The following is a 26,166-nucleotide window of genomic DNA, read 5'->3' as shown; positions in this document are numbered from 1 at the left end:
TTCTCGACATTGTGTGGGGTTGGTTGCCGTCTGCCGAGGAGATTTGCCATGACCGCCGGTACCGCTTCCGTTGCCTTTGACTCCGACGTCGCCATTGCCGCCCCGTTGCCCGTGGTCGGGCGGGATGTGCTCGTTCCGCTGGTCACCGGGGGTGAGGTGGAGTACGCGGCGCTCGACTACGGGGCCAGCGCGCCGTGTCTGCAGCGGGTGTGGGACGACGTGGCCGGCTATCTGCCGTACTACGGCAGCGTGCATCGCGGCGCCGGCTACCTGTCGCAGTTGTCCACCGATCTGTACGAGCAGAGCCGGGCCACGGTCGCGGAGTTCCTCGGGCTGCGGGACGACGACACGCTGCTGTTCACCCGGGGCACCACCGACTCGCTGAACCTGCTCGCCTCGGTACTGCCGCGTGGCACCCGGGTGTTCGTGTTCGAGACCGAGCACCACGCGGCGCTGCTGCCGTGGCGTCGGCATGCCGGGGTGACCCAGTTGGCGGCGCCGTCCTCGCCGGCGCAGGCGGTCGCGGCGCTGGAGGCCGCGCTCGAAGGCTCCGGCGACGGGCCTCGGTTGGTGTGCGTGACCGGTGCGTCGAACGTGACCGGCGAGCTGTTCCCGGTGGCGGAACTGGCCGAGGTGGCGCACCGGTTCGGGGCGCGGATCGTGCTGGACGCGGCGCAACTGGCGCCGCACCACCCGGTGTCGGTCGCGGACCTGGACGTGGACTGGGTCGCGCTCTCGGCGCACAAGCTGTACGCGCCGTTCGGCTCGGGGGTGTTGGCGGGGCGTGGGGACTGGCTGGACGCGGCGGAGCCGTACCTGGCGGGTGGCGGGGCGAGCAAGGCGGTCTCGCGCGACCACGTCGAGTGGCAGAGCGGCGCGGCCCGGCACGAGGCGGGGTCGCCTAACGTGATCGGCGCCTACGCGTTGGCTTCCGCGTGCCGGGCGATCACCGAGGCGGGGCCGGCGGCGTTGGTCGCGCGCGAGGAGGCGTTGTTGGCGCGGTTGCGGGCGCGGTTGGCGGAGATTCCCCAGGTGCGGACGCTGGAGCTGTTCGGGCCCGAGTCGGCGCGGGTGGGCGTGCTCTCGTTCGTGGTCGAGGGGTGGAACAGCTCGCGGTTCGCGGCGGTGTTGTCGGCGGAGTACGGGATCGGGGTGCGGGACGGGCTGTTCTGCGCGCACCCGCTGGTGCGGCACCTGTTGGGCGGGCGGGCCGATCAGCCGACGGAGTGTGGGTCGCCGGACGCGCCGGAGGGGCAGCAGAACCTCAACGCGATCCGGGTCAGCTTCGGTGTGGGGACGCCCGTCGAGCACCTGGACCGCTTTGCGGCGGCGGTTCGGGAAGTGGTGGAGCGGGGGGCGCGGTGGAGCTACACGGTGGATGGGGGCCGGTGCGTTCCTGAGGCGGATCCGCGCGTGTTGCCTGCGGCGTGACGGGGGGTGGGCCGGCCGGGTCGCGTGCCTGGGCCTTGGACGGGGCGGGTCGTCCTCAAGCGCCGGACGGGCTGATTGGTGCCGGGTCGCGTCCTGGGCCGGCCTCCGGCCCGGTTGTCCTCAAACGCCGGACGGGCTGATTGGTGCCGGGTCGCGTGCCTGGGCCTTGGACGGGGCGGGTCGTCCTCAAACGCCGGACGGGCTGATTGGTGCCGGGTCGCGTCCTGGGCCGGCCTCCGGCCCGGTTGTCCTCAGAAGGGGCCGGTCGCCTCCGGAGTCGGGTTGCGGTTGGGGTGTTCTCGCGTGTCGGGCGCGCTTTGGTTATTCGAGGCCGATGGCGAAGGCTGCTTCGAGGTCGTGTTGGGAGTAGGTGCGGAAGGCGATGTGGGTGGTCGTGGCCTCTACTCCCGGGACCTTGTTGAGGCGGCCGGGGATGACGTCGGCCAGGTCGTCGTGGGCGCGGACGCGCACCATGGCGATCAGGTCGAATTCACCGGTCACCGAGTAGACCTCGCTCACGCCCTCGATCGCGGCGATCGCCTCCGCGATTTCCGGGGTCTGGTCCACACGCGTCTTGACCTGCACGATCGCGGTGATCACGGGGTAGTCCTCCGGCTGTCGACGACAAGGTGCCCGAGCTTAGTCGGCGCGCCCGTCGGTGCGGGGGCGCCGGCGCAACCATGTGTACTCGAATCCGGGTCACGGGTCACCCGATCGGAGTGGTTTGGCGCTCGCGGACGCCCGGTGCCGGGGGGCGGCCCAGGGCCAGGAGGTCGGCCAGTTCGTGGCGCCCGCTCGCGTGCATCCGGTCGATGAACGCGCGTAGCACGTGTGCCGTCGCGCGTGCGTCGGCCAACGCTCGGTGGGTCGGGTCGGTGGGCGCCTCGAAGTAGCGCGCGAGGGTGCCCAATCGCAGGTTCGGCAGTGTCCCGGCGGGCAGCAGCGCGCGGGCCAGGGCAAGGGTGTCCACGACCCGGAAGTCGGGCCAGGCGTGGTCGCACGCGATGCTCGCGGTACGCAGAAAGCCCACGTCGAAGGGGGCGTTGTGGGCGACCAGGATGGCGTCCTCGGCGAAGTGGGTGAACGCCGGCAGCACCAGCCGCAGCGGGGGCGCGTCGGCCACCAGGTCGTCGGATATCCCGGTCAGGTCGGTGATGAACTCCGGGATCGGCATCCCGGGCGCGACCAGGGTCGCGAACTCGCCCAGGCGGTCCGCCCCGCGCACCCGGACGGCGGCGATCTCGGTGATTCGGGCCTCCTGCGGATCCAGGCCCGTGGTCTCCAGATCGACGACCGTGAACACCTGTCGCTCCACCTCGTCACGAATCGCTCGGGATCCGGGCATGGTTCGCAACTCGTGGCCCGGGGCGATACTGTCCGGCGGGCGGGAACGCCGCGGCGGGTCGGCCGCCGGCAAGCCCTGACCCGCCGAACCTCGTGACCGGCAATCCCGGTGCGCGGTGCTGCTCATGTACCGGACGGTACGTTTCCGGCCCGACACGGCCGCGCCCAGGTACCTCTCGCAGCCCGGCATCATGGGGTGTACGCGGCCGACGGTGAACGGGTAAGGCTTCGCGGACCGAACCAGGAAAGGAACACGCATGTCGATCCAGGCCCCCACCGAGGACACCCGGTGGCGTTGCACGCTGTGCGGCAACCTGACCCGGTTCGACGTGACGCGGACCACCAAGGCCGTGGAGTTCACCCACCTCGACCTGGCGGGCGCCCCCCGGGTCGAGGAGCGCGAGATCGTCTCGGACGAGATCGAGTCGGTGCGCTGCCGCTGGTGCAACGCGACCGATTCGGTCGAACTGGTGGCGCGCCCCGACGCGACCTGATCGCCGCGACCGTCCGGGGACAATGGGACTGTGCATCGTTTCGGCATCGGGGCGGCCCGGCGCGACCGTCGACGGTGCGGAACACGCCATGATCAAGGCGTCGGCGTCCCGGTAACGGTGACGCGGGGAGGGGCCTCGAGGGAACGGGAAGGACCGGAGGAGCAGTGAGCGGACCGGATACCCGCGCGGACGAGGTCACGCCTGCGCACGCCGCCGACGCCGCCGAGGCGGTGCCGGCCGCCGAGCCCGACCTCGACGCGCAGTCCGGGACCGCGGCGGCGACGGATGCCGCGACCGATGCGGAGCCCGTCGAACCGGGGCGGCAGGCCGGGGCCAATGGGCTCGTCGACTCCGCGGCGGGGTCGCTTCGGTCCGCGGGGTCCGAGGAGTCCGATGGGGCCGTGCATCACGCCGTCGCCTCGGATGCGCACGGGGCCGCCGAGCCGCCGGCCGGTACGCATCCCGCCGCCGACGTGCCCGCCGGGGCCGTCGAGACGGCCGCGAGCGTCGAGGCGGAGCGGGCCCTGTCCGAGGCGCCGGTCGTCGAGCCCGAGGTGTTGACCGGGCCGTTGCCGGAGGCGGTTCGGGTCCGGGTGATCTCGGTGGCCGCCGACGCGCTCGGCACGATGACCGCCGACGAGGTCCCGGGGCCGCTGCGCCGGTTCGCCCGGTTCACCCACCAGCGCCGGGCCAAGTTCGCCGCGACGCCGCTGGCCGCCGCGCTGGAGAACGATCCGGTGTTCCGCCAGCGCATAGCGGAGCGCTTCCGCAAGGGCCTGCCGGAGATCTCCGAGGCGCTCGAAGCGGGCAAGGTGCCCGCCGCGGCCGACCCGCTCGACGTGGCCGCGGCCGCCTACCTGTTGCGCCCGCGCGGCTGGGTCCGGCTGATCGAGACCGCCGGCGACGCGGCCAAGGAGGCCGCCGCCGACCGCGCCGAGGCCGAGGCCGCCGAGACGTTGTCCCGCCTGGAGCACGAGGTCGGCGTACTGCGCGCGGCCTCGAAGACCGAGCACGAACGGCTGCGCGCCGAACTGGAGACGGCCCGCAAGGAGGCCGACCACCTGCGCCGCCAGGTGCGCGGCCTCCAGGGCAGCGCCAAGCACGAGGAGAAGGAGGCCCGCCGGGCCCGCTCCGAGCTGGACGCGGTGCGGGTCGAGGCGCAGGCCGCGATCGCCGCCGCGGAGAAGGAGGCGCGCCGGCTGCGCGGCCGGGTCGCCGAGGTCGAATCGGCCCTGGAGGCCAGCCGCCGGGCGGCCCGCGAGGGACGCAGCATGGAGGACACCCGGGTCCGGCTGCTCCTGGACACCGTCCTGGAGGCGGCCCAGGGCCTGCGTCGCGAGCTGGCGCTGCCCCCCGTCGGGATCAGGCCGGCCGACATGGTGGACGCGGTGGTGCCGGGCGCGTCCGGGATAAAGGACATCGCGCAGCGCGCGCTGGAGGGCGACGACCCGGCCCTGCTCGACCAGCTGCTCGCGCTGCCCCAGGCACACCTGGTGATCGACGGCTACAACGTGACCAAGACCGGCTATCCCACGCTCGCGCTGAACAAGCAGCGCGACCGGCTGGTCGGCGGACTGACCGGGCTCGCCGCGCAGACCGGTTGCGAGGTGACCTGCGTGTTCGACGGCGCGCAGCTGGACGCGCCGGTGCTGCTCGCCCCCGCGCGCGGGGTGCGGGTGATGTTCAGCAAGCCGGGCGAGACGGCCGACGAGCTGATCCGCCGGCTGGTCCGGGCCGAGCCGCCGGGCCGGCCGGTCGTGGTGGTCTCCACGGACCGCGAGGTGGCCGAGGGCGTGCGCAAGGCGGGTGCCCGCCCGGTGCCCTCGACGATGTTGCTGCGCAGGCTCACCCGCGGCTGACCGCACCGCGTGTCGGTCGCGCTCCCTACCGTTGACGAGGAAGGTCGACGAGGGGGAGGAGTCACATGCGCATCGCCTGTCGTACACACCGCGGCCGAGGGCGCGCCGGCGCCGCCGGCTGCGCGATCCCGGCTTCGATCGGGCCGGCCCTGATCGGCGCCCGCATCATCGGCATCGACATATCGCCCGAATTATCGAATACCGCTTCTTTCGGTGACTTCGGCGACCTCGGCGATCCCGCCGACCCCGGGTCGCCCCCCGAGCCCGCCGGCCGGCCCGACTACATCGAGTTGGACGAGGAGACGCTGACCGCGCTGCGCCTGTTCGCGGCGGAGGGGATGTTCGCGGCGCCGAGCGGATCGGCGCGGGACGGCGGCGAGCCGCCGGGCGTTCGGCGCCCTGCCGACCGCCGGGGCTGAACCGGGCGGCGGGGCCGCTCCGGGGCGGGTCGGCGACACCCTTTCGCCGCAGCCCCGGTCCCCGTTCCGGGCCGGGAGCGCACGGGCCCACGTTACGATCGACCGGTGGATGACCCGAATCGGGCCGCGCGCCGGATCCGCAGCCTGCTGCCCGTCCTGGTCGTGGTGTGCGCGCTCGCCCAACTCGGGGCCGTCCTCGGGGTGACCCGATTCGTCGCCGACACGGTGACCCGCACTCCTCCCGGCGTCCACGCCGGCCGCTCCGCCGGCCCCGGGGCGAGCGGCGACGGCGAGCAGCACGCGAACGCCCGCCGGATAGCGATCGGCGCCCTCCTGGAACGGCGCGCGAACGCGTTCCTCACCCGGGACCGCGAGGCGCTCTCGTCCACCCTCGACCCGCAGAACCCGACGTTTCGGCAGAACCAGATGGGCGTCTTCGACAACATCGCCGAGGTGCCGTTCGCCGCGTGGGAGTACGAGATCGTCACGCCCGACGCGTTCGACCTCTCCGCCGCGCGCAGGAGCGCGCTCGGCGGCCCCGTGTTCACCGCCCAGGTGGACCTGCTCTACCGGCTCACCGGACACGACGTGGCGCCGGTGCGGGTGCCGCAGTTCCTGACCTTCGTACTGCGGGGCGGCACCTGGTACCTCGCCGCCGACGGCGACGGCGCCGCGACCGGGATGCGCACCCCCGCCCAGGTGTGGGACCTGGGCCCGGTCACCGTGGTCCAGGGCACGCACAGCATCGTGCTCGGCATCGGCACCCGCGCCGCGCTGCACGAGTTCGCCGACACCACCGACAAGGCCGTGCCGCAGGTGAGCGCGGTGTGGGGCGAGTCCTGGCCGGGGCGGGCGGTGGTGGTGGTGCCCGGTACCCAGGCGGAGATGGCCCGGCTGCTCGGCGCCGAACCGAGCAAGTACGCCAAGATCGCCGCGGTCACCACCGGCGAGCGCGGCGCGGCGGCCGACGCGGCCGCCGCCGACCGGGTCATCGTCAACCCGGACGCGTTTCGCGAGCTGGGCGACCTGGAGCGCCGGGTGGTGATGACGCACGAGATCACCCACGTGGCGAGCCGCGCGTTCACCCGGTCGTGGACGCCGACCTGGCTGTCCGAGGGGTTCGCGGACTACGTCGGCTACCTGGAGTCGGCGCAGACGATGCGCACCGCCGCGCCCGAACTGCGCCGCGACGTCAAGGCGGGCAAGGTGCCCGTACAGCTGCCCGCCGACACGACCTTCGAGACCACGCAGGAGGACCTGCCCCAGGCGTACGAGATGGGGTGGCTGGCCTGCAAACTGATCGCGGAGCGGTGGGGCCGGCCCAAGCTGGTCGAGCTGTACCGTACGGTCGGCGCCGAACGGCCGCCCGGGGTCGGCGCGCCCGATGCGGCGTCGGCCCTGTCGTCGGCGATGGTGTCCGTCCTGGGCACCGGCCCCGACGCGTTCACCAAGACCTGGCTCGACTACCTGCGGACGCAGGCCGAATGACGGGGGCACGGCGGGCATGTCGGTCCAGAGGTTGTTGCTGATCTGCCTGATCTGCACGGGTGTGGTGCTGCTCGTGGCGGTCGCGGTGACCACGCCGTGGCGCCCGCTGCCGGAGCCGCCGGGCGGGTTCACCCACCCGGACGCGGCCCGGGACTTCACCGCCGCCGAGATCGCTCGCGGACAGGCGCTGGCCCGGGCCGCGCGCCCGCCCGCCTACCTGTCCATGGCGCTGTCCCTGGTGGTGTCCCTCGTGCTCGGGCTCACCCCGGCGGGGGCGCGGATCATCGAGGCGGTCGCCCGGCCCCTGGGGGGTGGCTGGGCCTGGCGGATCCTGCTCGGCGGGCTGGTGCTCGCGCTGATCGGCCGGCTGGCCACGCTGCCGTTCGCGGCTCGCCTGGAGGTGGTCCGGCGGCGCTACGGGCTGTCGGTGCAGAGCTGGGGAAGTTGGTGGGCCGATCTGGGCAAGGGCTTCGCGATGTCCACCGGGCTGCTGCTCGTGGTGGCGCTCGCGCTGTACGCGCTGATCCGGGCGCTGCCCCGGGGCGGCTGGCTGATCGCGGCCGGCGGTGGCGCGCTGCTCGTGGTGGCGATCTCGTTCCTGTACCCGCTGCTGGTCGAACCGGCCTTCAACAAGTTCCACTCGATGCCCGACGGGCCGCTGCGCACCTCGCTTTTGCAACTGGCCGAGCGGGACGGGGTGCCGGTACGGGATGTGCTGGTCGCGGACGCGTCGCGGCGGACCACCGCGCTCAACGCGTACGTGTCCGGGTTCGGCTCGACCCGGCGGATCGTGGTGTACGACACCACCGTGCGCGACGCGGATCCGCGCGAGGTGGAGCTGATCGCGGCACACGAACTGGGCCACGCCAAGCGCAACGACGTGCTGCACGGCACGCTGATCGGCGCCGCCGCGATGGCCGCCGGCGTCTGCGGGCTCGGCCTGCTGATGTCCTGGTCGCCGCTGCTGCGTCGGGCCGGCGCGGACGCCGCGGGCGACCCGCGCTCGCTCGCCCTGCTGCTCGCGGCGGTCGCGGTGATCGGGACGCTGGCCGGCCCCGGCGAGATGCTGATCAGCCGGCGGCTGGAGGCCCGGGCGGACGTGCACGCCCTCGACCTGACCCGCGACCCGGAGGCGTTCATCCGCATGCAGCACAACCTGGCCGTGACCAACCGCTCCAACGTCACCCCGAACCCGATCCTGCAATTCCTCTTCGCCTCCCACCCGTCCGCCCCCGAACGCATCGCCTCGGCAAGAGACTGGGAACGCCTGCACGGCAAGGGGTAGCGGCGTGGCCGCTCAGGGACCGGGCTGTATGCGCACGACGGTCACGAGCAACTGTCCCGCCGATACCTGGTAGACGACGAAGACGCCGCGGCCGAGCGTCGCCTCGCACCGGTCCCTGGAGACCCGCTTCGAAGGGGCGTGGTGTGCCTACACGGTGGACTTCGCCACGGGGCGGTGCGGGTCCGTCGGGGGCGGGGGTTGCTTCGTCGGTGTTGTCGGGGTGCTGTCGTCGACGGCGCGGCTCGCCTGCCACAGGCGCCGGGCCGACATCGCCGTCGCCGTCACCAGCAGGGTGTTGCGGGCGGTCAGGGCCAGGACCGCGGCCGGTTCGCTGCGGAGGAGTTCGCCGAACCAGATCGGGAATTCCAGGGTGGTCAGCGGCATCGCGCACAGCAGCAGTACGGCCGGCGGGCGCTGGGTGGTGTCGGGCCGCAGCAGGCACACCGCCGCCAGGCCGATCAGCCACACCAGATACTGCGGGCTGATCACCCGGCTCGTGGTCACGAAGATCAACGTCGCGCACAGCGCCGCGTCGGGCGCCGTGGTCGCGGTGAACCGGCGGGCCCGCACCCGCCACAGCAGCAGCCAGCCGAAGCCCGACACGCTGGTGAGCAGGCTGAGTCGGCCCACCGCGGTGATGTACGGGCCGTGGAATTCGAGCGATCCGTAGCTCTCCCGGACCTGCCCGCTCCACCCGCACCAGGAGGCGAGGTGGAACGGCACGGCGAACACCGACTCCACCTCGATGCCGCGTTCGCGCTGGTAGCCCAGGAACGCGAAGGCTCCCGGGAGCGCGGCGGCGAAGCCGAGCACCACCACGGCGGCGCCGAGCAGGGTCCACGCGTACACCCGGGCCGGCCCGCGTCGCCCGCCCAGCCCCACGAAGATCAGCGCCGGCCACAGCTTTATCGCCGTCGCGAAGCCCGCCAGCAGCCCCGCGAGCCGGTGTCGGTCGGCGCGCCGGCCCGTGATCAGGACCAGCGCCGCCACCGTCGGCGCGGTCACCGCGAGGTCGTACCTGGCCAGGACCATCGGCCCGAGCAGCGGCACCGCCACCACCCACAACGCCGCGCCGTACGGCGGGACCCCGCGCGGGATGCCCCGGGCCAGCAGCCACACCACCGCCGCGTCGGCGACGAGCATCAGCAGGTACACCGACGTCGCGTAGTCGAACGGCAGCAGCCCGGGCAGCAGCAACACCCCGGCCGCGCCCGGCGGGTACTGCCAGCGCACGTCGTCCACCGGAAAGGTCCCCGAGCGCAACACGTGGAACCACTCGCGGTAGATCGCCCGCGCGTCACCGGTGACGAACGGCCAGGGATTGGGCACCACTTCCATCGCCGTCAGCAGCAACACCGCCCGGGTCGCCGCCCAGACGAGCACGACGGCCCAGAGCGCGCCCGACGGTGTCCGGAACGGATTCCGCGCACGGTGCCACGAGGGAAGGCTCACCGACGGATCGTACAGAGCGCGTCCGCCTCGACCGGATCCTTCCGCCGGCCGGCGCGTCGGGTCTGGGATCCTCGTGCGTGATGAAGACCTTGATCGTCACCAACGACTTCCCGCCCCGGCCCGGCGGCATCCAGTCCTTCGTGCACTCCATGGCGCTGCGGCTGCCCGCGGACGGCGTCGTGGTCTACACGTCCTCGTGGCGGGACCGGGCCGAGACGGCCGCGTTCGACGCGGCGCAGCCCTTCCCGGTGGTGCGTGATCGTACGTCGATGCTGGTGCCCACGCCGGGCGCGGTACGCCGGGCCCGGGAGATCGCCCGGGCCGAGGGCTGCGACACCGTCTGGTTCGGCGCGGCGGCGCCGCTGGGCCTGATGGCGCCGAGCCTGCGCGCGGTCGGCGTGGAGCGCCTTGTGGCCACCACGCACGGGCACGAGGCCGGCTGGGCCGTACTGCCCGGCGCCAGGCAGCTGTTGCGGCGGATCGGCGAGGGGGTGGACACGGTCACCTACCTGGGCGAGTACACGCGGGGCAAGATCGCACCGGCGCTCACCCCGGCCGCCGCCGCGCGCATGGTGCAACTGCCGCCCGGCGTGGACGAGACCGTGTTCCGCCCGGACGTCGGCGGCGCCGAGGTGCGCGCCCGACACGGCCTGAGCGATCGGCCGGTCGTGGTCTGCGTGTCGCGGCTCGTGCCGCGCAAGGGCCAGGACGTACTCGTGCACGCGCTGCCGAGGATTCGCCGTCGGGTGCCGGACGCGGCGCTGCTGATCGTCGGCGCCGGGCCGTACCGGGACCGCCTGGAGACGATGGTCGACCAGGTCGGCGTGCGCGACTCGGTGGTGTTCACCGGCGCGGTGCCGTGGGCCGAGTTGCCCGCGCACCACGAGGCGGGCGACGTGTTCGCGATGCCGTGCCGCACCCGGCGTCGCGGCCTGGACGTGGAGGGCCTGGGGATCGTCTACCTGGAGGCGTCGGCGGTGGGCCGGCCGGTGGTGGCGGGCGATTCGGGCGGCGCGCCCGACGCGGTGCTCGAGGGCGAGACGGGCCACGTGGTCGACGGCCGCTCGCCGGCCGCCGTCGCCGACCGGGTGGCGGGCCTGCTGGCCGACCCGGAGCGGGCCGCCCGGATGGGCGCGGCGGGTCGCCGCTGGGTGGAGCGGGCCTGGCGGTGGGACCTGCTCTCGGAACGGCTCCGGGGCCTGCTCGACCCGAAGGCGGGCTGAGCGCGGACGCGCCGAGGGCGGCCGGCCCCGGAATCCCGGAGCCGCCCGCCCTCATGCACTCGTCGCGCCCGCCCGCGTGTGCTCAGCCCTCGTAGATCTTCTCGATGTCCTGCTCGAAGTCCTTGAGGACCAGGTTGCGCTTGAGCTTGAGGGACGGCGTCACATGGCCGCTCTCCTCAGTGAAGTTGGTGGTCAGCACGCGGAACTTGCGCACCCCCTCGGCGCGCGAGACGGCCTTGTTGCCCTCGTCGACCGCGTCCTGGACGGCGGCCAGCAGGTCCGGGTCGTCGGCGAGATCGGCGACCGTCGCGTCGGCGGGCTTGCCGTTCTGCTCCTTCCAGGTCGGGAAGGCCTCCGGGTCGATGGTGATCAGCGCGCCGACGAACGGGCGGCGGTCGCCGACCACCATGCACTCGCTGATCAGCGGGTGGGCCCGGATCCGGTCCTCGATCAGGGCCGGTGCGATGTTCTTGCCGCCGGCGGTGACCAGGATCTCCTTCTTGCGCCCGGTCACGGTCAGGAAGCCCTCGTCGTCCAGGACGCCGATGTCGCCGGTGCGGAACCAGCCGTCGTCCTCGAACGCCTCGGCGGTGGCCGCGTCGTTCTTCCAGTAGCCGGTGAACACGTTCGGACCCTTGGCCAGGATCTCGCCGTCCTCGGCGATCCGCACGGCCGAGCCCGGCACCGGCCGACCGACCGTGCCGATCCGGATGCCCTCGGCGGGGTTGACCGTGTGCGCGGCGCACGTCTCGGTCAGGCCGTAGCCCTCCAGGACGGTGAAGCCGATGCCGCGGAAGAAGTGGCCGAGCCGGGTGCCCAGCGGCGCGCCGCCGGAGATGGCGTGTGTGGCCTGGCCGCCGAGCGCCGCGCGCAGCTTGCCGTAGACCAGCTTGTCGAACACCTTGTGCTTGATCCGCAGGCCCAGGCTGATGCTCGCGCTGTCCATGCCCTCGCTGTACGCGATCGCCGTCTCGGCGGCCATCTCGAAGATCTTGCCCTTGCCGTCGGCCTGCGCCTTGGCCGAGGCCGCGTTGTAGACCTTCTCGAACACGCGCGGCACGGCGAGCACGAAGGTCGGCTGGAAGGTCTGGAGTTCGCCGGTGAGCTGCTTGACGTCCGGACAGTGCCCGATCCGGACCCGGGCCATGATGCAGCCGATCTCCAGGATCCGGCCCAGCACGTGGGCGAGCGGCAGGAACAGCAGACAGCTCGACTTCTCCGGGACGAACAGCCGGTTCAGCAGCGCGACCACGTTGCCCAGCTCGGCCTGGAAGTTGCCGTGCGTCAGGACGCAGCCCTTGGGCCGCCCGGTGGTGCCCGAGGTGTAGATGACGGTGGCGACCGAGTCGGCGCGCAGGCCCGCACAGCGCTCGTCGACCACCGCGTCGGCCACCTCGCGCCCGGCGGCGGTGAGCGCGGGCACCGCCGCCTCGCCGTCGCCCTCGTCGATCCGCCACACGTGGGCCAGCTCCGGCAGCCGCTCGCGCGCCCGCTCGACCGCGCCCTGGTGCGCCGCGTTCTCCACGACCACCGCTCGCGCCCCCGAGTCGGACAGGATCCACTCGATCTGCTCGGCCGAGGAGGTCTCGTACACCGGTACCGAGATCGCGCCGGCGCACCAGATGGCGAAGTCGAGCAGCGTCCACTCGTAGCGGGTGCGCGACATCAGGCCGATCCGGTCGCCGGGCTCGATGCCCGCCGCGATCAGGCCCTTGGCCACCTCGTACACCTCGGCCAGGAACCGGGTCGAGGTCACGTCCGTCCAGCGTCCGCCCACCTTGCGGGCCAGCGCCGGGGCATCCGGTGCCTCTGCGGCGTTGCGCTTGATGAGGTCGGTCAGGTTGCCCTCGGCGGGAACCTCGGCCAGGGCCGGGACGCTGCACTCGCGCACTGATGCTCCTCGTTGCGGTCTCGGCGCCGGAGGTCGGCGCTGCCGGTGCCGGTGTCGGTGTTGCCGGCCCGTCTCGGTGGCTGTCCATCTTGCCGACTCGTTGACGGGGGCAGACGTTACTGGCAAGTAGGTCTGGGGGACAGGGGTCGTGAGGATCCTGTGCCCGGTCTCACGCTACGGACAAGCCCACATCCGTATCGACTCGGAATTCGTGGCGGGGTCGGCGAGCATCCGTCCCGATTCGACCGGGCATGTCGAGAGTATCGATTCGGCGTGCGGGGCGGGTGTGACGGAGGCAACCCCCCGGTGTCGTCGGTTTCGGTTCGGCGCCGTCAGTACAGTGACCGACATGCGGGTCCACGTGGTGAGCGATGTCCACGGTGCCGCCGAGGCGCTCGCCCGCGCGGGCGACGGCGCCGACGCCCTGGTGTGCCTGGGCGATCTGGTGCTCTTCCTCGACTACCACGACCTGGACCGCGGCATCTTCACCGACCTGTTCGGCGTGGAGAACACCCGCGAACTGCTCGCGCTGCGCAACGCCCGCCGCTTCGCCGAGGCGCGGGCCTTCTCCGGCTCGTTGTGGGCGGGTGTGCCCGGCGGCGCCCGACAGGCGATCGAGGCGGCGGTGCGCCGCCAGTACGCCGCGCTGTTCGCGGCCTTCCCCACCCCCACCTACGTCACCTACGGCAACGTCGACGTGCCCGAGTTGTGGCCCGACTACGCGCGTGAGGGGGTGACCGTGCTCGACGGCCAGGTGGTGGAGATCGGCGGTCGCACCTTCGGCTTCGTCGGCGGCGGGCTGCGTACCCCGATGCACACGCCGTACGAGATCTCCGACGAGGAGTACGCGGCCAAGGTCGCCGCGGTCGGTCGCGTCGACGTGTTGTGCTGCCACATCCCGCCCGCCGTGCCGGACCTGACCTACGACGTGGTCGCCCGGCGGTTCGAGCGCGGCAGCGAGGCGGTGTTGCGGGCGATCCACGAGACCGGACCCGACCTGGTGCTGTTCGGACACGTACATCAGCCGCTGCGCGCGCGGATGCGGATCGGGCGCACCGAATGTGTCAACGTGGGGCATTTCCAGGCCACCGGGAAACCGTACGTCCTCACCTGGTGAGCCGGTGCCGCGTCCCCGCAGGTCGGGCACGATAACCTTCGAGCGGATCGGCCGTACTCGACCATCTTGAGGTGTTGTCGAGACGGCCAACAACGGCTACGCGAGCTTCCGGAGGACTCCTCACGATGGCTGAACGGACCAGCTCGACCATCACGATCGACGCCACGCCGGCCGAGGTCATGGCCGTCATCGCGGGGTTCGAGGGCTATCCCGAGTGGACCGGCGAGGTCAAGGAGACCGAGGTCCTGGAGATCGACGAGTCGACCGGGCGCGCGGTGCGGGTGCGGTTCAAGCTCGACGCGGGCGTGATCAGCGACGAGCACGTGCTCGGCTACACCTGGGAGGACGACCGCGAGGTGCGGTGGACCCTGGTGACCAGCCAGATGCTCAAGGCGCTCGACGGTCGCTACGCGCTGAGCCCGATCGCCGGCGGCACCGAGGTCACCTACGAACTCACCGTCGACGTCAAGATCCCGATGCTGGGCATGCTCAAGCGCAAGGCGGAGAAGGTCATCATCGATCGGGCCCTGACCGGGCTCAAGAAGCGCGTCGAGAGCTGACCCGGCGGTGACGCGGGTCCTGCTTGTCACCGGTCTCCCGGGCGCCGGGCGCACGACCGTCGCGGCGGCGACCGCGGTGGCCGCGGCGCGGGCCGGGCGGCGCACGCTGCTCCTCGCCGCCGACGGCACGCGCGACGTGGACACGGTGCTCGACGTGCCGGTCGGCGCCGACCCCTTCGACGTGCTGCCCGGGCTGACCGTGCAGCGGGTCGCGGTCCGGGCCGAGTTCGAGCGCGAGTTCCTGCTGGTGCAGGGACAGTTGGGCGCCGCTCTCGGGGTGGTCGGGGTGGAGCCGCTGGACCCCGAGGAGATCACCGTGCCGCCGGGCGCGGGGGACGTGCTGGCGCTGCGGGTGCTGGCACGGGCGGTGGACTCGCGGCGCTACGAGTTGATCGTGGTCGACCTGCCCGCCGCCGAGCGGGCGGTGCCGGCGCTCGCGGTGCCGGAGGGGCTGGCCCGCTACGTGGACCGGCTGCTGCCGGTGGAGCGGCAGGCGGCGCGCGCGTTGCGGCCGGTGCTCGCGGCGGTCGCCGGGGTGCCGATGCCCGACGACTGGGTGTACGACACGGCCCGGCGGGTGGCCGCCGAGCTGGAGGTGCTGCGCGCGCTGGTGGCGGCGCCGACCACGACCGTGCGGCTGGTGGTGCGACCCGGGACGGTCGCGCTGGCCGCGGCGCGGCGGGCCGCCTCGGCGCTGGCGCTGTACGGGCACCGCATCGAGGACGTGATCGTCAACGGGGTCGGCGCGGCCGACTCGCCCGATCCGGCGGTGCGGGCGCGGGCCGAGGTGGCGCGCGAGACCGTGGACGCGCTGTGCGCGCTGTTCCCGCGCGTGCCGTTGGCGCAGATCCCCGTGCTGCCCGCCGAGCCGCTGGGCGCGGGCGAACTCGCCGACGTGGCGGCGTACTTCGGCCCGGTGGGCCCGGGCGGCGCGGCCGAGGACGACGGGCACACGATCGAACGCGACGGCGAGCGGCTGTTGTTGCTGCTGTCGCTGCCGGGCACGGATCGCGACGACCTGGACCTGCTGCGCCGCGGCGACGAACTGGTGATCACGATCGGCCCGCACCGCCGGCTGATCCGGCTGCCCTCGGCGCTGCGCCGCTGCATCATCGAGGGCGCGGGCCTACGCGACGGCGTCCTCCGCGTCCGCTTCGTCCCGGACCCGGCCGTGTGGATGCGCTCGACGCTGTAGCGCCGGCGGCTCGCCGGCCGCCGAGATCCTCGTCGATCCCGACTTCGATGGGTGCGTACGCCATGCCCCTCGTCCTCGTGGGGAAGTCGTGGCGGGGCGGGGGGTTCGCGTCGGGCGGTGGGAGCGCGGAGAATGCGTCGGATGGATCCTGATGAGCGGGTGACGGGCAAGGACGCGGCGGATGCGTGGGCGGGCAGCACGGACGAGGTGCCGCCGGCCGCGGACGCGAAGGCCGAGGGGGACGGTGCGCGGGAGCGGGTCGATCCCTGGGCGCGGCTCGGGGAGGAGGCTCGGCGGCTCGGGGAGTCGTTGACCGGGGCCGGCAAGGGGGATCAGGCGCCGGCCGCGCGGTTGGCGGAGGAGGCGCGGCGGCTGGCCGAGACGCTGGTGGAGCAGGCCGGGGCGGCGCGCGAGCAGATGGCGCGCAGGCACCCCGAGGTGGCCGCGCACCTGGCCGCCGCCGGGACCGAGCTGGCGTCCGCGTACCGGGCCTTCGTCGGCGACCGCGAGCGCAGGTGGGCCGCGAAGCCGGCCGAGAGCGAGCGGATCCGGCTCGACGACGACGAGTAACCGGGCGCACCGCCGGGCGACCCCGCCGCCCGCAGCGCGCGTCATGGGCGGTCGGGTGGTGTCCGGCGGGCGTACGCGTGGGGTGGGGGCGGGGAAGGGACCAGTACGATCCGTTGCGGGCAATGCACGCGAACGAGCTTGGGACGACATGGGACTCACGATCGGTGTCGACATCGGTGGCACCAAAATCCTCGCGGGTGTGGTCGACGCCGACGGGGTGATCCTCGATCGGCTCAAGGTCGCCACCCCCAAGGACGCCGATGGCACCGCGCAGGTGATCGCCGAGGCGGTCAACACCCTGCGACGCAACCACGTCGTGGAGGCGGTCGGGCTCGGCGCGGCCGGATTCATCGGCGCGGACCGTTCGACCGTGCTGTTCTCGGCCAACGTCGGCGCCTGGGTCGGCGAGCCGCTCCGCGATCGTATGGAGGCGCTGATCGGCCTCCCGGTCGTGGTCGAGAACGACGCCAACGCCGCGGCCTGGGGCGAGGTGCGCTTCGGCGCGGCCGCCGGGCACACCAACGTGATGTGCGTGACCGTCGGCACCGGCATCGGCGGCGCGATCGTGTTCGGCGGCGAGCTGTACCGGGGCGGCGGCGGGATAGCGGGTGAGCCCGGCCACATGCGGGTGGTCCCCGACGGCCTCGCCTGCCCGTGCGGCAACTACGGCTGCTGGGAGCGGTACGCCAGCGGCAGCGCGCTGACCCGCTACGCCCGCGACCGGGCGGCCGGCCTGCCCGAGGCGGCGGAGAAGCTGCTCGCCCTCGGCGACGGCACCCCCGCGGGCATCCAGGGCCCGCACGTCACCCAGGCCGCGCTGCTCGGCGACCCCGTTTCGCTGGCCGCCTTCCGCGAACTGGGCACCTGGCTCGGCCAGGGCCTGGCCGACCTGTCCGCCGTGCTCGACCCCGCCGCGTTCGTCATCGGCGGCGGCGTCTCGGACGCGGGCGATCTCCTGCTCGTCCCCGCCCTGGAGACCTACCGCAGCGTGCTGCGCCGCGGCCACCGCCTCGGCGCCGAGGTCGTGGTCGCCACCCTGGGCAGCGACGCGGGACTGGTCGGCGCGGCGGACCTGGCCCGCCACTGACGACACCGCCGCCACACGCGCGGAACACACCGCCTCCCGGGGACCGGGCGGGCGTACACAGCTGGTCGATCGTGGTTCGGGCCGGGAGCCTCGAACCGGGCAAGGGGGCATCAGTGGCCGTCGGCAACGGAGAGATCCGGGTCATGTCGTACAACGTGCGTTCGCTGCGCGACGATCGGGACGCCCTGGTGCGGATCGTCCGGCACGCCGCGCCCGACCTGCTCTGCATCCAGGAGGGCCCCCGCTTCGTGCGCCGTCGGCAGGCGGTGGCCCGCCTCGCGCGCGACTGCGGCCTCGTGGTGATCGCCGGCGGCGGCACCGCGTCGGGGCTGCTCGTGCTCGGCGGGCTGCGGGTGAGCGTGCGACGGGCGTACGACGAGCTGCCGCCGGCCGCGACCGGACGGCGTGCGCTCGGGCCGGCCGGCGCGGTGGTGGCGGTCGACGGCGCCGAATTCGCGGTGGCCAGCGCCCAGTTCGGACCGGCCGCCGCCGAACGACCGGCGCAGGCCGACGAGTTGTTGCGCCGGCTGGCCGGGCTCGACACCGAACACCGGGTGTTGGCCGGGGACTTCAACGAGTCGGCGGGCCGTCCCGGCTGGGACCGCCTGGCCGAGGAACTCCGCGACGGATACCAGGCGGCGCCCAGCGGCTCGGAGTTCACCGCGCCGCGCCGCGACCCCGGCCGCCGCCTGGACGGCGTGTTCGTGTCCGAGCACGTCGAGGTGCTCGGCTGCGGCGTCCCCGACGACGTCACCGACGCCGACTACGCCGCCGCCTCCGACCACCGCCCGGTGCTGGCCACGCTGCGGATACCCGTCGGCTGACCCGGATCGACCCGAATTCGTCCCGGACCGAACGGGACCACCGGGCTCAGGGCTGGAAGCTCGCCATGAAGCCGGCCAGCAACTCCTGGGTGGCCGGATCGTTCCAGACCGCGTCCGGGGTGTCCATGTAGAGCGAGTAGCCGCGCCCGGACGGCACCGTGAAGCCGAGGTTGAGCACGTGGTGCCGGGTGCCGCTGCCGTAGGTGAAGTGCCAGGCCGCGGCGGGGTAATTCCGGTAGTCGGCCTTCTCGATGCTCACCTTCTGATAGTTGGTGAAGCGACGGCGCACGTCGGGCTCGGCCTGCTTCCAGTCCTCGACCGGGTCGGTCGGTGAACTGGCGACGGTGTCCACGTTGAGCTTGAGGGTGCCCTCGGCGTTGGCGAAGAACTCCTGGCTGTCCTCGGTCTTGACCTTCCGCCACCCGGGCGGCAGGCCGATCCGGTAGCGGGTGGTGGTGCCCGTGTACGACGTCCAGCCCGCCGGCAGGCCGTCGGTGCCGGTCGGCGGCTGCGGCGAACCCTGGGTCGGGGGCGTGGTCTGCGCGGGCGGCGGCGCCGAATCGCTCGGCGGGGGCGCGGTGTTCGGCGGCCCGGTGAGCTGTCCGCCGACCGGGGCGGTCTCGGCGGCCGGCCCGGGGCTCGACGGTGGCGTCGAACCCGACTGCGGCGAAGGCGAGTCGGAGCCGGCGGCGCCCTTCGCCCGATCGTTCTTGTCGTCGCCGGGGGCGATCAGGAACAGGATCAGCCCGACCACGACGCCGAAGACCACCAGGGCGGCGATCGCGGCCGGCAGCGGCAGCCACGGGAAGGCCCGGGCGGGGCGATCCTCCCGAGCCGGCTTCGGGGGCTTCGCGGGTGGGGCGACGAGCGGGGACACGATCTCCGCCTCGCCCTCGGATATCGCGTCGGGCTCGGGCTCGACGGTCCGCGGCGCGGGTACGGCCGCGGGTATCGGCTCCGCCACGGGCAGCAGCGCGGGCGGCAACGCCCGGGTGGCCGCCTTCTCCTCCCGGATCTCGCGCAGCGCGTCGCGCAGCATCGCCTCGGTCTCGGCCGCGTCCGGCCGCCGGGCCGGATCGCGCGCCAACAGCGCCTGCAACACCGGGTCGAGCGGGCCCGCGTGCTTGGCCGGCACCGGTTCCTCGCTGACGATCGCGGTCAACGTGGCGAGCGGCGTGGAGCGTTCGAAGGGGGCCTTGCCCTCGACGGCCGCGTACAGCGTCGCGCCGAGCGACCACAGGTCGGAGGCCGCGGTGGGGCTCAGGCCCCGAGCGCGCTCCGGCGGGATGTACGCGGGGGCGCCCAGCACCACGCCCGACTGGGTCACCGACGAGTCGCCCTCGACCACCGCGATGCCGAAGTCGCTGAGCACGGCCCGGCCGTCGGGGGTGATCAGCACATTGCCGGGTTTGACGTCACGGTGCAGGATCCCGGCCGCGTGCGCCGTGCGCAGCGCGTCGATCATGGCCAGGCCGATCTCGGCCACCGCCTCGGCGGCCATCGGCCCATCGCCCCGGATCACCTCGGCGAGCGAGCGCGAGGGCACCAACTCCATGACGATCCACGGCCGATCGTCCTCCTCGACCACGTCGTAGACGCGCACCACCGAGGGATGACTCAGCCGCGCGGCGGCGCGCGCCTCACGGGCGGCGCGCTCGCGCAGCCGGGCCCGTTCGGTGTCGTCGGCGCCCGGTTGCGGCAACATCTCCTTCACCGCGACCTCGCGTCCCAGGACTTGGTCCCGAGCCCGCCAGACCGCACCCATGCCCCCGCGCCCCAGTCGCTCGGCGAGCAGATAGCGCCCGCCGACCAGGCGTCCCTCGTTGTCCGCGTCCACGCAAGGAAGGTACCCGGCCGGGGACTTCCGATGTGGCATGACGCCCCGTCAGAACCGGTCGGGATCAAGCCGAATCACGCCGAAACGGGTCATCCGACGTCGTCCGACGCGGCGGGCCGGTCGCCGACTCGGACCACCGTGCCGTCTCCGGCTCGGACCGCCGCGCCCGTCGCCGGGTCGGACCACAGCGCTCGCGGCGGCTCAGACCACCGCGCCGTCGTCGGGGTCGTCCTCGTCCCGATCCCGCCGCATCCGCGCCACCAGCGCGACGAAACCGCCGGTGAACGCGGCGAACGCGGCGAACGAGGTCCACGGTCCGACCGCGCGGCCGAGCAGCACCGACACGAGGAGGTAGAGCGGCCCGCCGACCAGCGCGATCCAGGCGATCTTGGTGGCCGCGTCGGTCTTGGGCAGCGGAGGCGGCGGAGGCGGCACGAAGTGCTCGTCGGGGTCCTCGTCCAACTCGTTGATCACCGGCGGCCCCGGCGGCGCGAGCGAGTAGTCGCGCGGCCCCGCCGCGGTGGGCAGGCCGACCTTGAACGAGCCGTCGGCCGGCCCGTCCGCTCCCGGTCGCTCGCCGCCCAGGTCCTCGGCCACCGGCCAGCGCGGTACCGGGTCGGCGACCTCGTTGTCGAAGGACGCGACGATCTGCGCCCACACCTCGTCGTCGCCCGGCCGCTCGGCGGGCGCCTCGGCATCGTTGTTCGCCGGTTCGGCCGGCTGCGCCAGGGGCGGCTCCACCGACGGGATGTCGGCGGGTCCGGCCGTCGGCTCCTTGGCCCGCGCGCGCGGCGAGGACGGCTCGGTCAACGAACGCAGGATGGCCCGCGCCCGCGACGTCGCCGCCGCGTCCACCCACAGGCGCTCGATCTGCTCGGGCTCCTCGTCCGGATCCCGGGGCTCCAGCGTCGAGACGTACGCCGCCACCCCCGCGTCCCGCAGGGCGACCAGCATCACGTCCGCCGCCTCGGGATCGAGGTCGGTCAGGGGCTTGAAGGACTCCGCGTCGAGTCCGTTGCCACGTCCGCGCACCGTTCGTTCAGTCCCTCTCGGCCGTCTCCGGGGTCCGCGCGTCCGGCGCGAGCCGGCGTACGAACTCCAGGCTGGATGCGAAGATCCGTTCCGCGTCGTGGTCGAGCGTCGCCACGTGATAGCTGTCGTTGAGCAGGACGTCGGTGACGTCCGTGGAGGAGATCCTGGCCAACACCGTCTCGGAGTTGGCCGGCGAGACCACGTGATCGTGCGGGCTGTGCAGGAGCAGCACCGGCTGGGTCACCTGCGGCAGGTCGGCGCCGACCACCCGCCAGAACCGGGACAGCGAGTAGGCGGCCTTCACCGGCGTACGCGCGTAGGCGAGCTCGACCGAGCCCTCCTTGCGGATGTCGGAGGCGATGCCGGCCACCGACGGTATGACGTGCCGCAACACCGGCAGCAGGCGCACCTTCGGATCGTCGGCCTGTACGGACGGGTTCACCAGGACCAGCCCCGCCACCTTGTCGCCGTGCTGCTCGGCGAGCCGCAGGGCCAGTCCGCCGCCCATCGACAGGCCCATCACGAACACCGTGTCGCAGCGCTCGCGCAGCCGGTCGAACGCGCGGTCCACGGCCGCGTACCAGTCGTGCCACGTGGTCAGGTTCATGTCCTGCCACCGGGTGCCGTGACCGGGCAGCAGCGGCAGCGACACGGTCAGTCCCGCCTCGGCGAGGTGTCGGGCCCACGGCCGCAACGACTGCGGCGTGCCGGTGAACCCGTGGCACAGCAGGACGCCCACCGGACCGCCGTCGTGGTGGTCGGGCTCGGCACCGGGCAGGATCGACACCAACGGGCTCCTTCGGGCGACGGGCTGGGCGGGGCGAGCCGACCGGATGGGCGCCACGTGGGGTGGCGACCGCCGGCCGACGGCGGTACAGGTTCCATAACGGGGTCGGGAGGCGAGTGGTTCCGCCCCTCACCCCCAACACCTGGGCGCTCTCGAATCGTCCCACGGGCGTGCGCGATGCGTACAGCGGCGTGACGCCGGGCCCCGACGGCTTGCCGGCCCCGAGCCCGGGCGCCGGCGACAACTCCCGTACCCCGGTCCCGGCCGGGAGCGATGCTCTAGGGTTCGTCCTGTTCCCAGGAGGAGGTCAGGGTTGTTCTACCGGCTGATGAAAATGATCGTCGGCCCCGTATTGAGGCTCTTCTTCCGCCCCTGGGTGGAGGGTCAGGAGCACATCCCGGACCGGGGCCCGGCCATTTTGGCGAGCAACCACCTCTCGTTCTCGGACTCGTTCTTCCTGCCCGTGGTCGTCCCGCGCCGGATCACCTTCCTGGCCAAGTCGGACTACTTCACCGGCCGGGGGGTCAAGGGCCGGCTCACCGCCGCGTTCTTCAAGGGCGTGGGCCAGCTGCCCGTGGACCGCAGCGGCGGCCGGGCGAGCGAGGCCGCGCTGAACGCCGGGCTCAAGGTGCTGCGCGAGGACCACCTGTTCGGCATCTACCCCGAGGGCACCCGCTCGCCGGACGGCCGGCTGTACCGGGGCAAGACCGGGATCGCCCGGCTGGCGCTGGAGTCGGGCGCGCCGGTGATCCCGGTCGCGATGATCGACACCGAGAAGATCCAGCCGCCCGGCAAGATCGTGCCGAAGATCATGCGGGTGGGCATCCGGATCGGCGAGCCGCTGGACTTCTCCCGCTACGAGGGCATGGAGGACGACCGCTTCATCCTGCGCGCGATCACCGACGAGATCATCTACGCGCTGATGGAGTTGTCCGGCCAGGAGTACGTGGACATGTACGCGGCCGACGCCAAGAAGCGCATCGACGAGGCGCGCAAGCAGGCGGCGGCGGCCAAGGCGGCCGAGAAGGACGCCGAGAAGGCCGCGGAACAGGACGCCGAGCAGGACGCCGAGCAGGCTTCGGGGCAGGACACCGGGAAGGGCACGGACCGGGCCGCCGACCCCGGCGCCGCGTCCGGGGCGAACGACGACACGGGCGGCTCCGGCCGACCCGCCGGCTGACCGGGTCCGCCCGGCACCTCTGGGGGGTTCGGATGGGGGTCGAACAGTCGCTGTGGCGGGCGCTGACGGTCTATCGCACGCTCGCCCTCGTCTACGCGATCGCGCGCTACGCCCAGGTCGCGGACGAGTACGAACACCCGGTCGGCGGGTGGGCCGTCATGGCGCTGCTCGTGGTGTGGACGGCGGTGACCGCGTACGGCTTCCGCGACCCCAGGTTCCGTGAGCCGCCCTGGTTGATCGTCGACCTCTGCGTCGCGGCCGGATGCCTGCTCTCCACCCGCTGGCTGGACGATCCCGAGCGGGTCGCCCAGGGCACGATGACGCTGCCCACGGTGTGGGCCTCGGCGCCGGTGCTGGCGTGCGCGATCAAGGGCGGCTGGAAGACGGGCTCGGTGGCGGCGCTGACGATAGGCGCCGCCGACACCCTCGAACGCGGCGCGCTCACCGCCGACAACCAGCACAACATCGTGCTGTTGCTGCTCGCGGGCGGCGCGGTCGGCTACGTCGTGGAGATCGCCCGGGTGAGCGAGAAGGCGCTGACCCGCGCGCTGCAACTGGAGGCCGCCACCCGCGAACGCGAACGATTGGCGCGGGACATCCACGACAGCGTGCTCCAGGTGCTCGCCCTGGTACAGCGCCGGGGCGCCGAACTCGGCGGCGAGGCGGCGGGACTCGGCCGGTTGGCCGGCGAGCAGGAGGTGGCGCTGCGGCAGTTGATCTCGGCGACGCCCGCCCGGGTCGAATCGGCCGACCTGCCCGGCTCCGGCGCGGACGGCGACCCGGCCCGGCAGGACCTGCGGGTGCTGCTCGGCGGCTTCGCCGGGGCGCGGGTGACCGTGTCCTCGCCCGGCACGCCCGTGCTGCTGCCGACGCCCGCGGCGCGCGAGGTGGCCGCGGCGGTCTCCGCGGCCCTGGACAACGTGCGCAGGCACGCGGGCGAGCGGGCGCAGGCGTGGATCCTGCTGGAGGACGAGCCGGACGAGATCGTGGTCAGCGTCCGGGACGACGGTCCGGGCATCGAACCGGGACGACTCGAGGCGGCCCGGGCCCAGGGGCGGTTGGGCGTGGCCCAGTCGATCGAGGGCCGGGTGCGCGATCTCGGCGGCACCGTGGTGTGGTCGTCGGTGACGGGAGAAGGCACCGAACTGGAGTTCCGGGTGCCGAGGCAGGGGAGCGGATGAACGACACGAACACGGACACGCCGACCGACGAGACACCGGCCGCCGCGCTGCGCGTGCTGGTCGTGGACGACCACCCGATGTGGCGCGAGGCGGTGGCGCGCGACCTCGCGGCGGCGGGTTACGACGTGGTCGCCACCGCCGGGGACGGCCCCGAGGCGGTCCGCCGGGCCCGGGCCACCTCGCCGAACGTGGTGATTCTGGACCTGAACCTGCCCAAGCTGCCGGGGGTCGAGGTGGCCCGCGAACTGGTCCGCCACGACCGGGCGGTGCGCATCCTGGTGTTGTCCGCCAGCGGTGAGCAGGAGGACGTCCTGGAGGCGGTCAAGGCCGGCGCGACCGGATACCTGGTCAAGTCCGCGAGCCGCGAGGAGCTGGTCGACGCGGTGCGCCGGACCGCCGTCGGGGACCCGGTGTTCACCCCCGGGCTGGCCGGCCTGGTGCTCGGCGAGTTCCGCCGGATGGCCACCGATCCGCCGCGCCGGGACGCGGCGGGCGGCCCGACCGCGCCGCGGCTGACCGACCGGGAGACCGAGGTGTTGCGCATGGTCGCCAAGGGGCTGTCGTACAAGCAGATCGCGGAGCGCCTGTTCCTGTCCCACCGCACGGTGCAGAACCACGTCCAGAACACCTTGAACAAGCTGCAACTGCACAACCGGGTCGAACTGGTCCGCTACGCCATCGAGAAGGGCCTGGACGACTAGGGCGGCGTGTCACGCCCCAGGGGCCGTCCGGGGCGCGATCAAGCCGACTCGATCAAGTCGGGTACCTCGAACGGGTGGTGGGAAGAGTCGAGGTGGCTTCTCGCAGCGGTAGCGTGGGCCGCGAATCGTGCCGGACGGAAGAAATCGGAGATTTCGATGCGTGTCGGAGTACTGACCGGCGGCGGCGACTGCCCGGGTCTCAACGCGGTGATCCGGGCGGTCGTCCGCAAGGGCGTCCAGGACTACGGGTACGAATTCATCGGCTTTCGGGACGGCTGGCGCGGTCCGCTCGAAGGCGACACGATGCCGCTCGACATCAAGGCGGTACGTGGGATCCTGCCGCGTGGCGGAACCATCCTCGGCTCGTCCCGGACCAACCCGATCAAGGTCGATCGCGGCATCGAGCGGATCCGGGAGAACCTGGGCAAGTTCGAGGTGGACGCGCTCGTGGCGATCGGCGGCGAGGACACCCTCGGCGTGGCGACCCGGCTGCACGAGCACGACGTCAAGGTCGTCGGTGTGCCCAAGACCATCGACAACGACCTGAACGCGACCGACTACACATTCGGCTTCGACACCGCGGTCAACATCGCCACCGAGGCGATCGACCGCCTGCACACCACCGCCGAATCGCACCGCCGGGTGCTGATCGTCGAGGTGATGGGCCGGCACGCGGGCTGGATCGCGATCCACTCCGGCATGGCCGGCGGCGCCAACGTGATCCTGATCCCCGAGCAGAACTTCGACGTCGAGGAGGTCTGCGCCTGGGTGGACAGCCGGTTCCGCACCAACTACGCGCCGATCATCGTGGTCGCCGAGGGTGCCATCCCGCTGGCCGGTCAGATGGTGACCAAGGACCAGACGCTGGACGCGTTCGGCCACGTCAAGCTGTCCGGGATCGGCGACTGGCTGGCCTCGGAGATCGAGAAGCGCACCGGACACGAGGCGCGCACCACCGTGCTGGGCCACGTGCAACGCGGCGGCACGCCCACCGCGTTCGACCGCTGGCTGGCCACCCGGTTCGGGTTCCACGCGATCGACGCGGTCAACGCGGGCGAATGGGGTCGGATGGTCGCGCTGCGCGGGACCGACGTGGTCACCGTGCCGCTGGAGGCGGCCACGCGCGAGCTGAAGACCGTGCCGCCGGCGCTGTACGAAGAGGCGAAGGTGCTGTTCGGCTGAGGCGGTGCCGGCGCGCCGGAGTCGGGC

At 73.2% G+C, this 26,166-nt stretch carries 24 protein-coding genes; 17 read left to right on the top strand and 7 right to left on the bottom strand.

The genetic code is table 11. The features are described 5' to 3' along the window. The first annotated feature begins 48 nt into the window (after positions 1–48). Positions 49–1,431 carry an aminotransferase class V-fold PLP-dependent enzyme gene (locus ACMXN5_RS09065; protein WP_439674799.1) on the top strand — a complete coding sequence of 461 codons (1,383 nt, stop codon included), beginning with the start codon at positions 49–51 and terminating at the stop codon, positions 1,429–1,431. Positions 1,432–1,752: 321 nt separating this feature from the next. On the opposite strand, the gene ACMXN5_RS09060 is transcribed toward ACMXN5_RS09065, so the two are convergent. Continuing rightward, the gene (locus ACMXN5_RS09060; RefSeq protein ID WP_078977541.1) at positions 1,753–2,031 is read right to left on the bottom strand and encodes an Lrp/AsnC ligand binding domain-containing protein; all 279 of its coding nucleotides are present in this window, start codon (positions 2,029–2,031) and stop codon (positions 1,753–1,755) included. Between the two features lie 106 nt (positions 2,032–2,137). Next, entirely contained in the window at positions 2,138–2,776 is a 639-nt protein-coding gene (locus ACMXN5_RS09055) for an exonuclease domain-containing protein (protein ID WP_439674798.1), read from the bottom strand. Between the two features lie 256 nt (positions 2,777–3,032). Here ACMXN5_RS09055 and ACMXN5_RS09050 point away from each other — a divergent pair, with 256 nt between their 5' ends. From ACMXN5_RS09050 to ACMXN5_RS09030, 5 genes are all read left to right on the top strand, one after another. Beyond that, the gene (locus ACMXN5_RS09050; RefSeq protein ID WP_126638347.1) at positions 3,033–3,269 is read left to right on the top strand and encodes a hypothetical protein; all 237 of its coding nucleotides are present in this window, start codon (positions 3,033–3,035) and stop codon (positions 3,267–3,269) included. 524 nt (positions 3,270–3,793) lie between these two features. Continuing rightward, a complete protein-coding gene (locus ACMXN5_RS09045) occupies positions 3,794–5,128 on the top strand; it encodes an NYN domain-containing protein (protein WP_395789972.1) in 1,335 nt (444 codons plus the stop codon). Between the two features lie 65 nt (positions 5,129–5,193). Next, positions 5,194–5,547, top strand: a complete 354-nt coding sequence (locus ACMXN5_RS09040; RefSeq protein WP_439674797.1) for a hypothetical protein — start codon at positions 5,194–5,196, stop codon at positions 5,545–5,547. A 105-nt stretch (positions 5,548–5,652) separates the two neighbouring features. Continuing rightward, positions 5,653–7,035 carry a hypothetical protein gene (locus tag ACMXN5_RS09035; RefSeq protein ID WP_439674796.1) on the top strand — a complete coding sequence of 461 codons (1,383 nt, stop codon included), beginning with the start codon at positions 5,653–5,655 and terminating at the stop codon, positions 7,033–7,035. A gap of 16 nt (positions 7,036–7,051) precedes the next feature. Continuing rightward, positions 7,052–8,320, top strand: coding sequence for a M48 family metallopeptidase (locus tag ACMXN5_RS09030; protein WP_439674795.1), 1,269 nt, complete (start codon positions 7,052–7,054; stop codon positions 8,318–8,320). A 147-nt stretch (positions 8,321–8,467) separates the two neighbouring features. Here ACMXN5_RS09030 and ACMXN5_RS09025 read toward each other — a convergent pair whose 3' ends face one another. Next, entirely contained in the window at positions 8,468–9,772 is a 1,305-nt protein-coding gene (locus ACMXN5_RS09025) for a glycosyltransferase 87 family protein (protein WP_439674794.1), read from the bottom strand. 77 nt (positions 9,773–9,849) lie between these two features. Between ACMXN5_RS09025 and ACMXN5_RS09020 the strand changes: the two genes are divergently transcribed. Further along, positions 9,850–10,995 (top strand): glycosyltransferase family 4 protein, encoded by a 1,146-nt coding sequence (locus ACMXN5_RS09020; protein WP_395789098.1) that lies wholly within the window; start codon positions 9,850–9,852, stop codon positions 10,993–10,995. Between the two features lie 82 nt (positions 10,996–11,077). Here ACMXN5_RS09020 and ACMXN5_RS09015 read toward each other — a convergent pair whose 3' ends face one another. Further along, positions 11,078–12,886 (bottom strand): AMP-dependent synthetase/ligase, encoded by a 1,809-nt coding sequence (locus ACMXN5_RS09015; RefSeq protein WP_439674793.1) that lies wholly within the window; start codon positions 12,884–12,886, stop codon positions 11,078–11,080. A gap of 349 nt (positions 12,887–13,235) precedes the next feature. On the opposite strand from ACMXN5_RS09015, the gene ACMXN5_RS09010 reads away from it, so the two are divergent. The 6 genes from ACMXN5_RS09010 (at position 13,236) to ACMXN5_RS08985 (ending at position 18,239) form a co-directional block, all read left to right on the top strand. Continuing rightward, positions 13,236–14,003: a metallophosphoesterase family protein gene (locus tag ACMXN5_RS09010; RefSeq protein WP_380012603.1), complete on the top strand. Its 768-nt coding sequence runs from the start codon at positions 13,236–13,238 to the stop codon at positions 14,001–14,003. Positions 14,004–14,128: 125 nt separating this feature from the next. Next, a complete protein-coding gene (locus tag ACMXN5_RS09005) occupies positions 14,129–14,563 on the top strand; it encodes an SRPBCC family protein (RefSeq protein ID WP_395789094.1) in 435 nt (144 codons plus the stop codon). 7 nt (positions 14,564–14,570) lie between these two features. After that, positions 14,571–15,758, top strand: a complete 1,188-nt coding sequence (locus ACMXN5_RS09000; RefSeq protein WP_439674792.1) for an ArsA family ATPase — start codon at positions 14,571–14,573, stop codon at positions 15,756–15,758. A 141-nt stretch (positions 15,759–15,899) separates the two neighbouring features. Beyond that, positions 15,900–16,328: a DUF5304 family protein gene (locus ACMXN5_RS08995; protein WP_439674791.1), complete on the top strand. Its 429-nt coding sequence runs from the start codon at positions 15,900–15,902 to the stop codon at positions 16,326–16,328. 148 nt (positions 16,329–16,476) lie between these two features. Beyond that, positions 16,477–17,415, top strand: coding sequence for an ROK family glucokinase (locus ACMXN5_RS08990; RefSeq protein ID WP_078977551.1), 939 nt, complete (start codon positions 16,477–16,479; stop codon positions 17,413–17,415). Between the two features lie 113 nt (positions 17,416–17,528). Beyond that, positions 17,529–18,239, top strand: coding sequence for an endonuclease/exonuclease/phosphatase family protein (locus ACMXN5_RS08985; RefSeq protein ID WP_439674790.1), 711 nt, complete (start codon positions 17,529–17,531; stop codon positions 18,237–18,239). 46 nt (positions 18,240–18,285) lie between these two features. On the opposite strand, the gene ACMXN5_RS08980 is transcribed toward ACMXN5_RS08985, so the two are convergent. From ACMXN5_RS08980 to ACMXN5_RS08970, 3 genes are all read right to left on the bottom strand, one after another. Continuing rightward, a complete protein-coding gene (locus ACMXN5_RS08980) occupies positions 18,286–20,076 on the bottom strand; it encodes a protein kinase domain-containing protein (RefSeq protein ID WP_439674789.1) in 1,791 nt (596 codons plus the stop codon). Between the two features lie 201 nt (positions 20,077–20,277). Continuing rightward, positions 20,278–21,108 (bottom strand): hypothetical protein, encoded by an 831-nt coding sequence (locus ACMXN5_RS08975; RefSeq protein ID WP_439674788.1) that lies wholly within the window; start codon positions 21,106–21,108, stop codon positions 20,278–20,280. 7 nt (positions 21,109–21,115) lie between these two features. Next, the gene (locus ACMXN5_RS08970; protein ID WP_395789082.1) at positions 21,116–21,895 is read right to left on the bottom strand and encodes an alpha/beta hydrolase; all 780 of its coding nucleotides are present in this window, start codon (positions 21,893–21,895) and stop codon (positions 21,116–21,118) included. A 313-nt stretch (positions 21,896–22,208) separates the two neighbouring features. Between ACMXN5_RS08970 and ACMXN5_RS08965 the strand changes: the two genes are divergently transcribed. From ACMXN5_RS08965 to ACMXN5_RS08950, 4 genes are all read left to right on the top strand, one after another. Further along, complete coding sequence (locus ACMXN5_RS08965) at positions 22,209–23,075, top strand: lysophospholipid acyltransferase family protein (protein ID WP_439674787.1); 867 nt, start codon at positions 22,209–22,211, stop codon at positions 23,073–23,075. A 32-nt stretch (positions 23,076–23,107) separates the two neighbouring features. After that, a complete protein-coding gene (gene macS / locus ACMXN5_RS08960; protein ID WP_439674786.1) occupies positions 23,108–24,256 on the top strand; it encodes a MacS family sensor histidine kinase in 1,149 nt (382 codons plus the stop codon). Beyond that, positions 24,253–24,957 (top strand): response regulator, encoded by a 705-nt coding sequence (locus tag ACMXN5_RS08955; RefSeq protein ID WP_395789076.1) that lies wholly within the window; start codon positions 24,253–24,255, stop codon positions 24,955–24,957. The genes macS and ACMXN5_RS08955 overlap by 4 nt, the downstream gene beginning before the upstream one ends. 156 nt (positions 24,958–25,113) lie before the next feature. Next, on the top strand, positions 25,114–26,139 hold the full coding sequence (locus ACMXN5_RS08950; protein ID WP_078977559.1) for a 6-phosphofructokinase: 1,026 nt from the start codon (positions 25,114–25,116) through the stop codon (positions 26,137–26,139). Positions 26,140–26,166: the final 27 nt, after the last annotated feature.

Source organism: Embleya australiensis, assembly GCF_051903075.1.
Taxonomy (GTDB): Bacteria; Actinomycetota; Actinomycetes; order Streptomycetales; family Streptomycetaceae; genus Embleya.
This window is presented reverse-complemented; position numbering and strand designations above follow the sequence as displayed.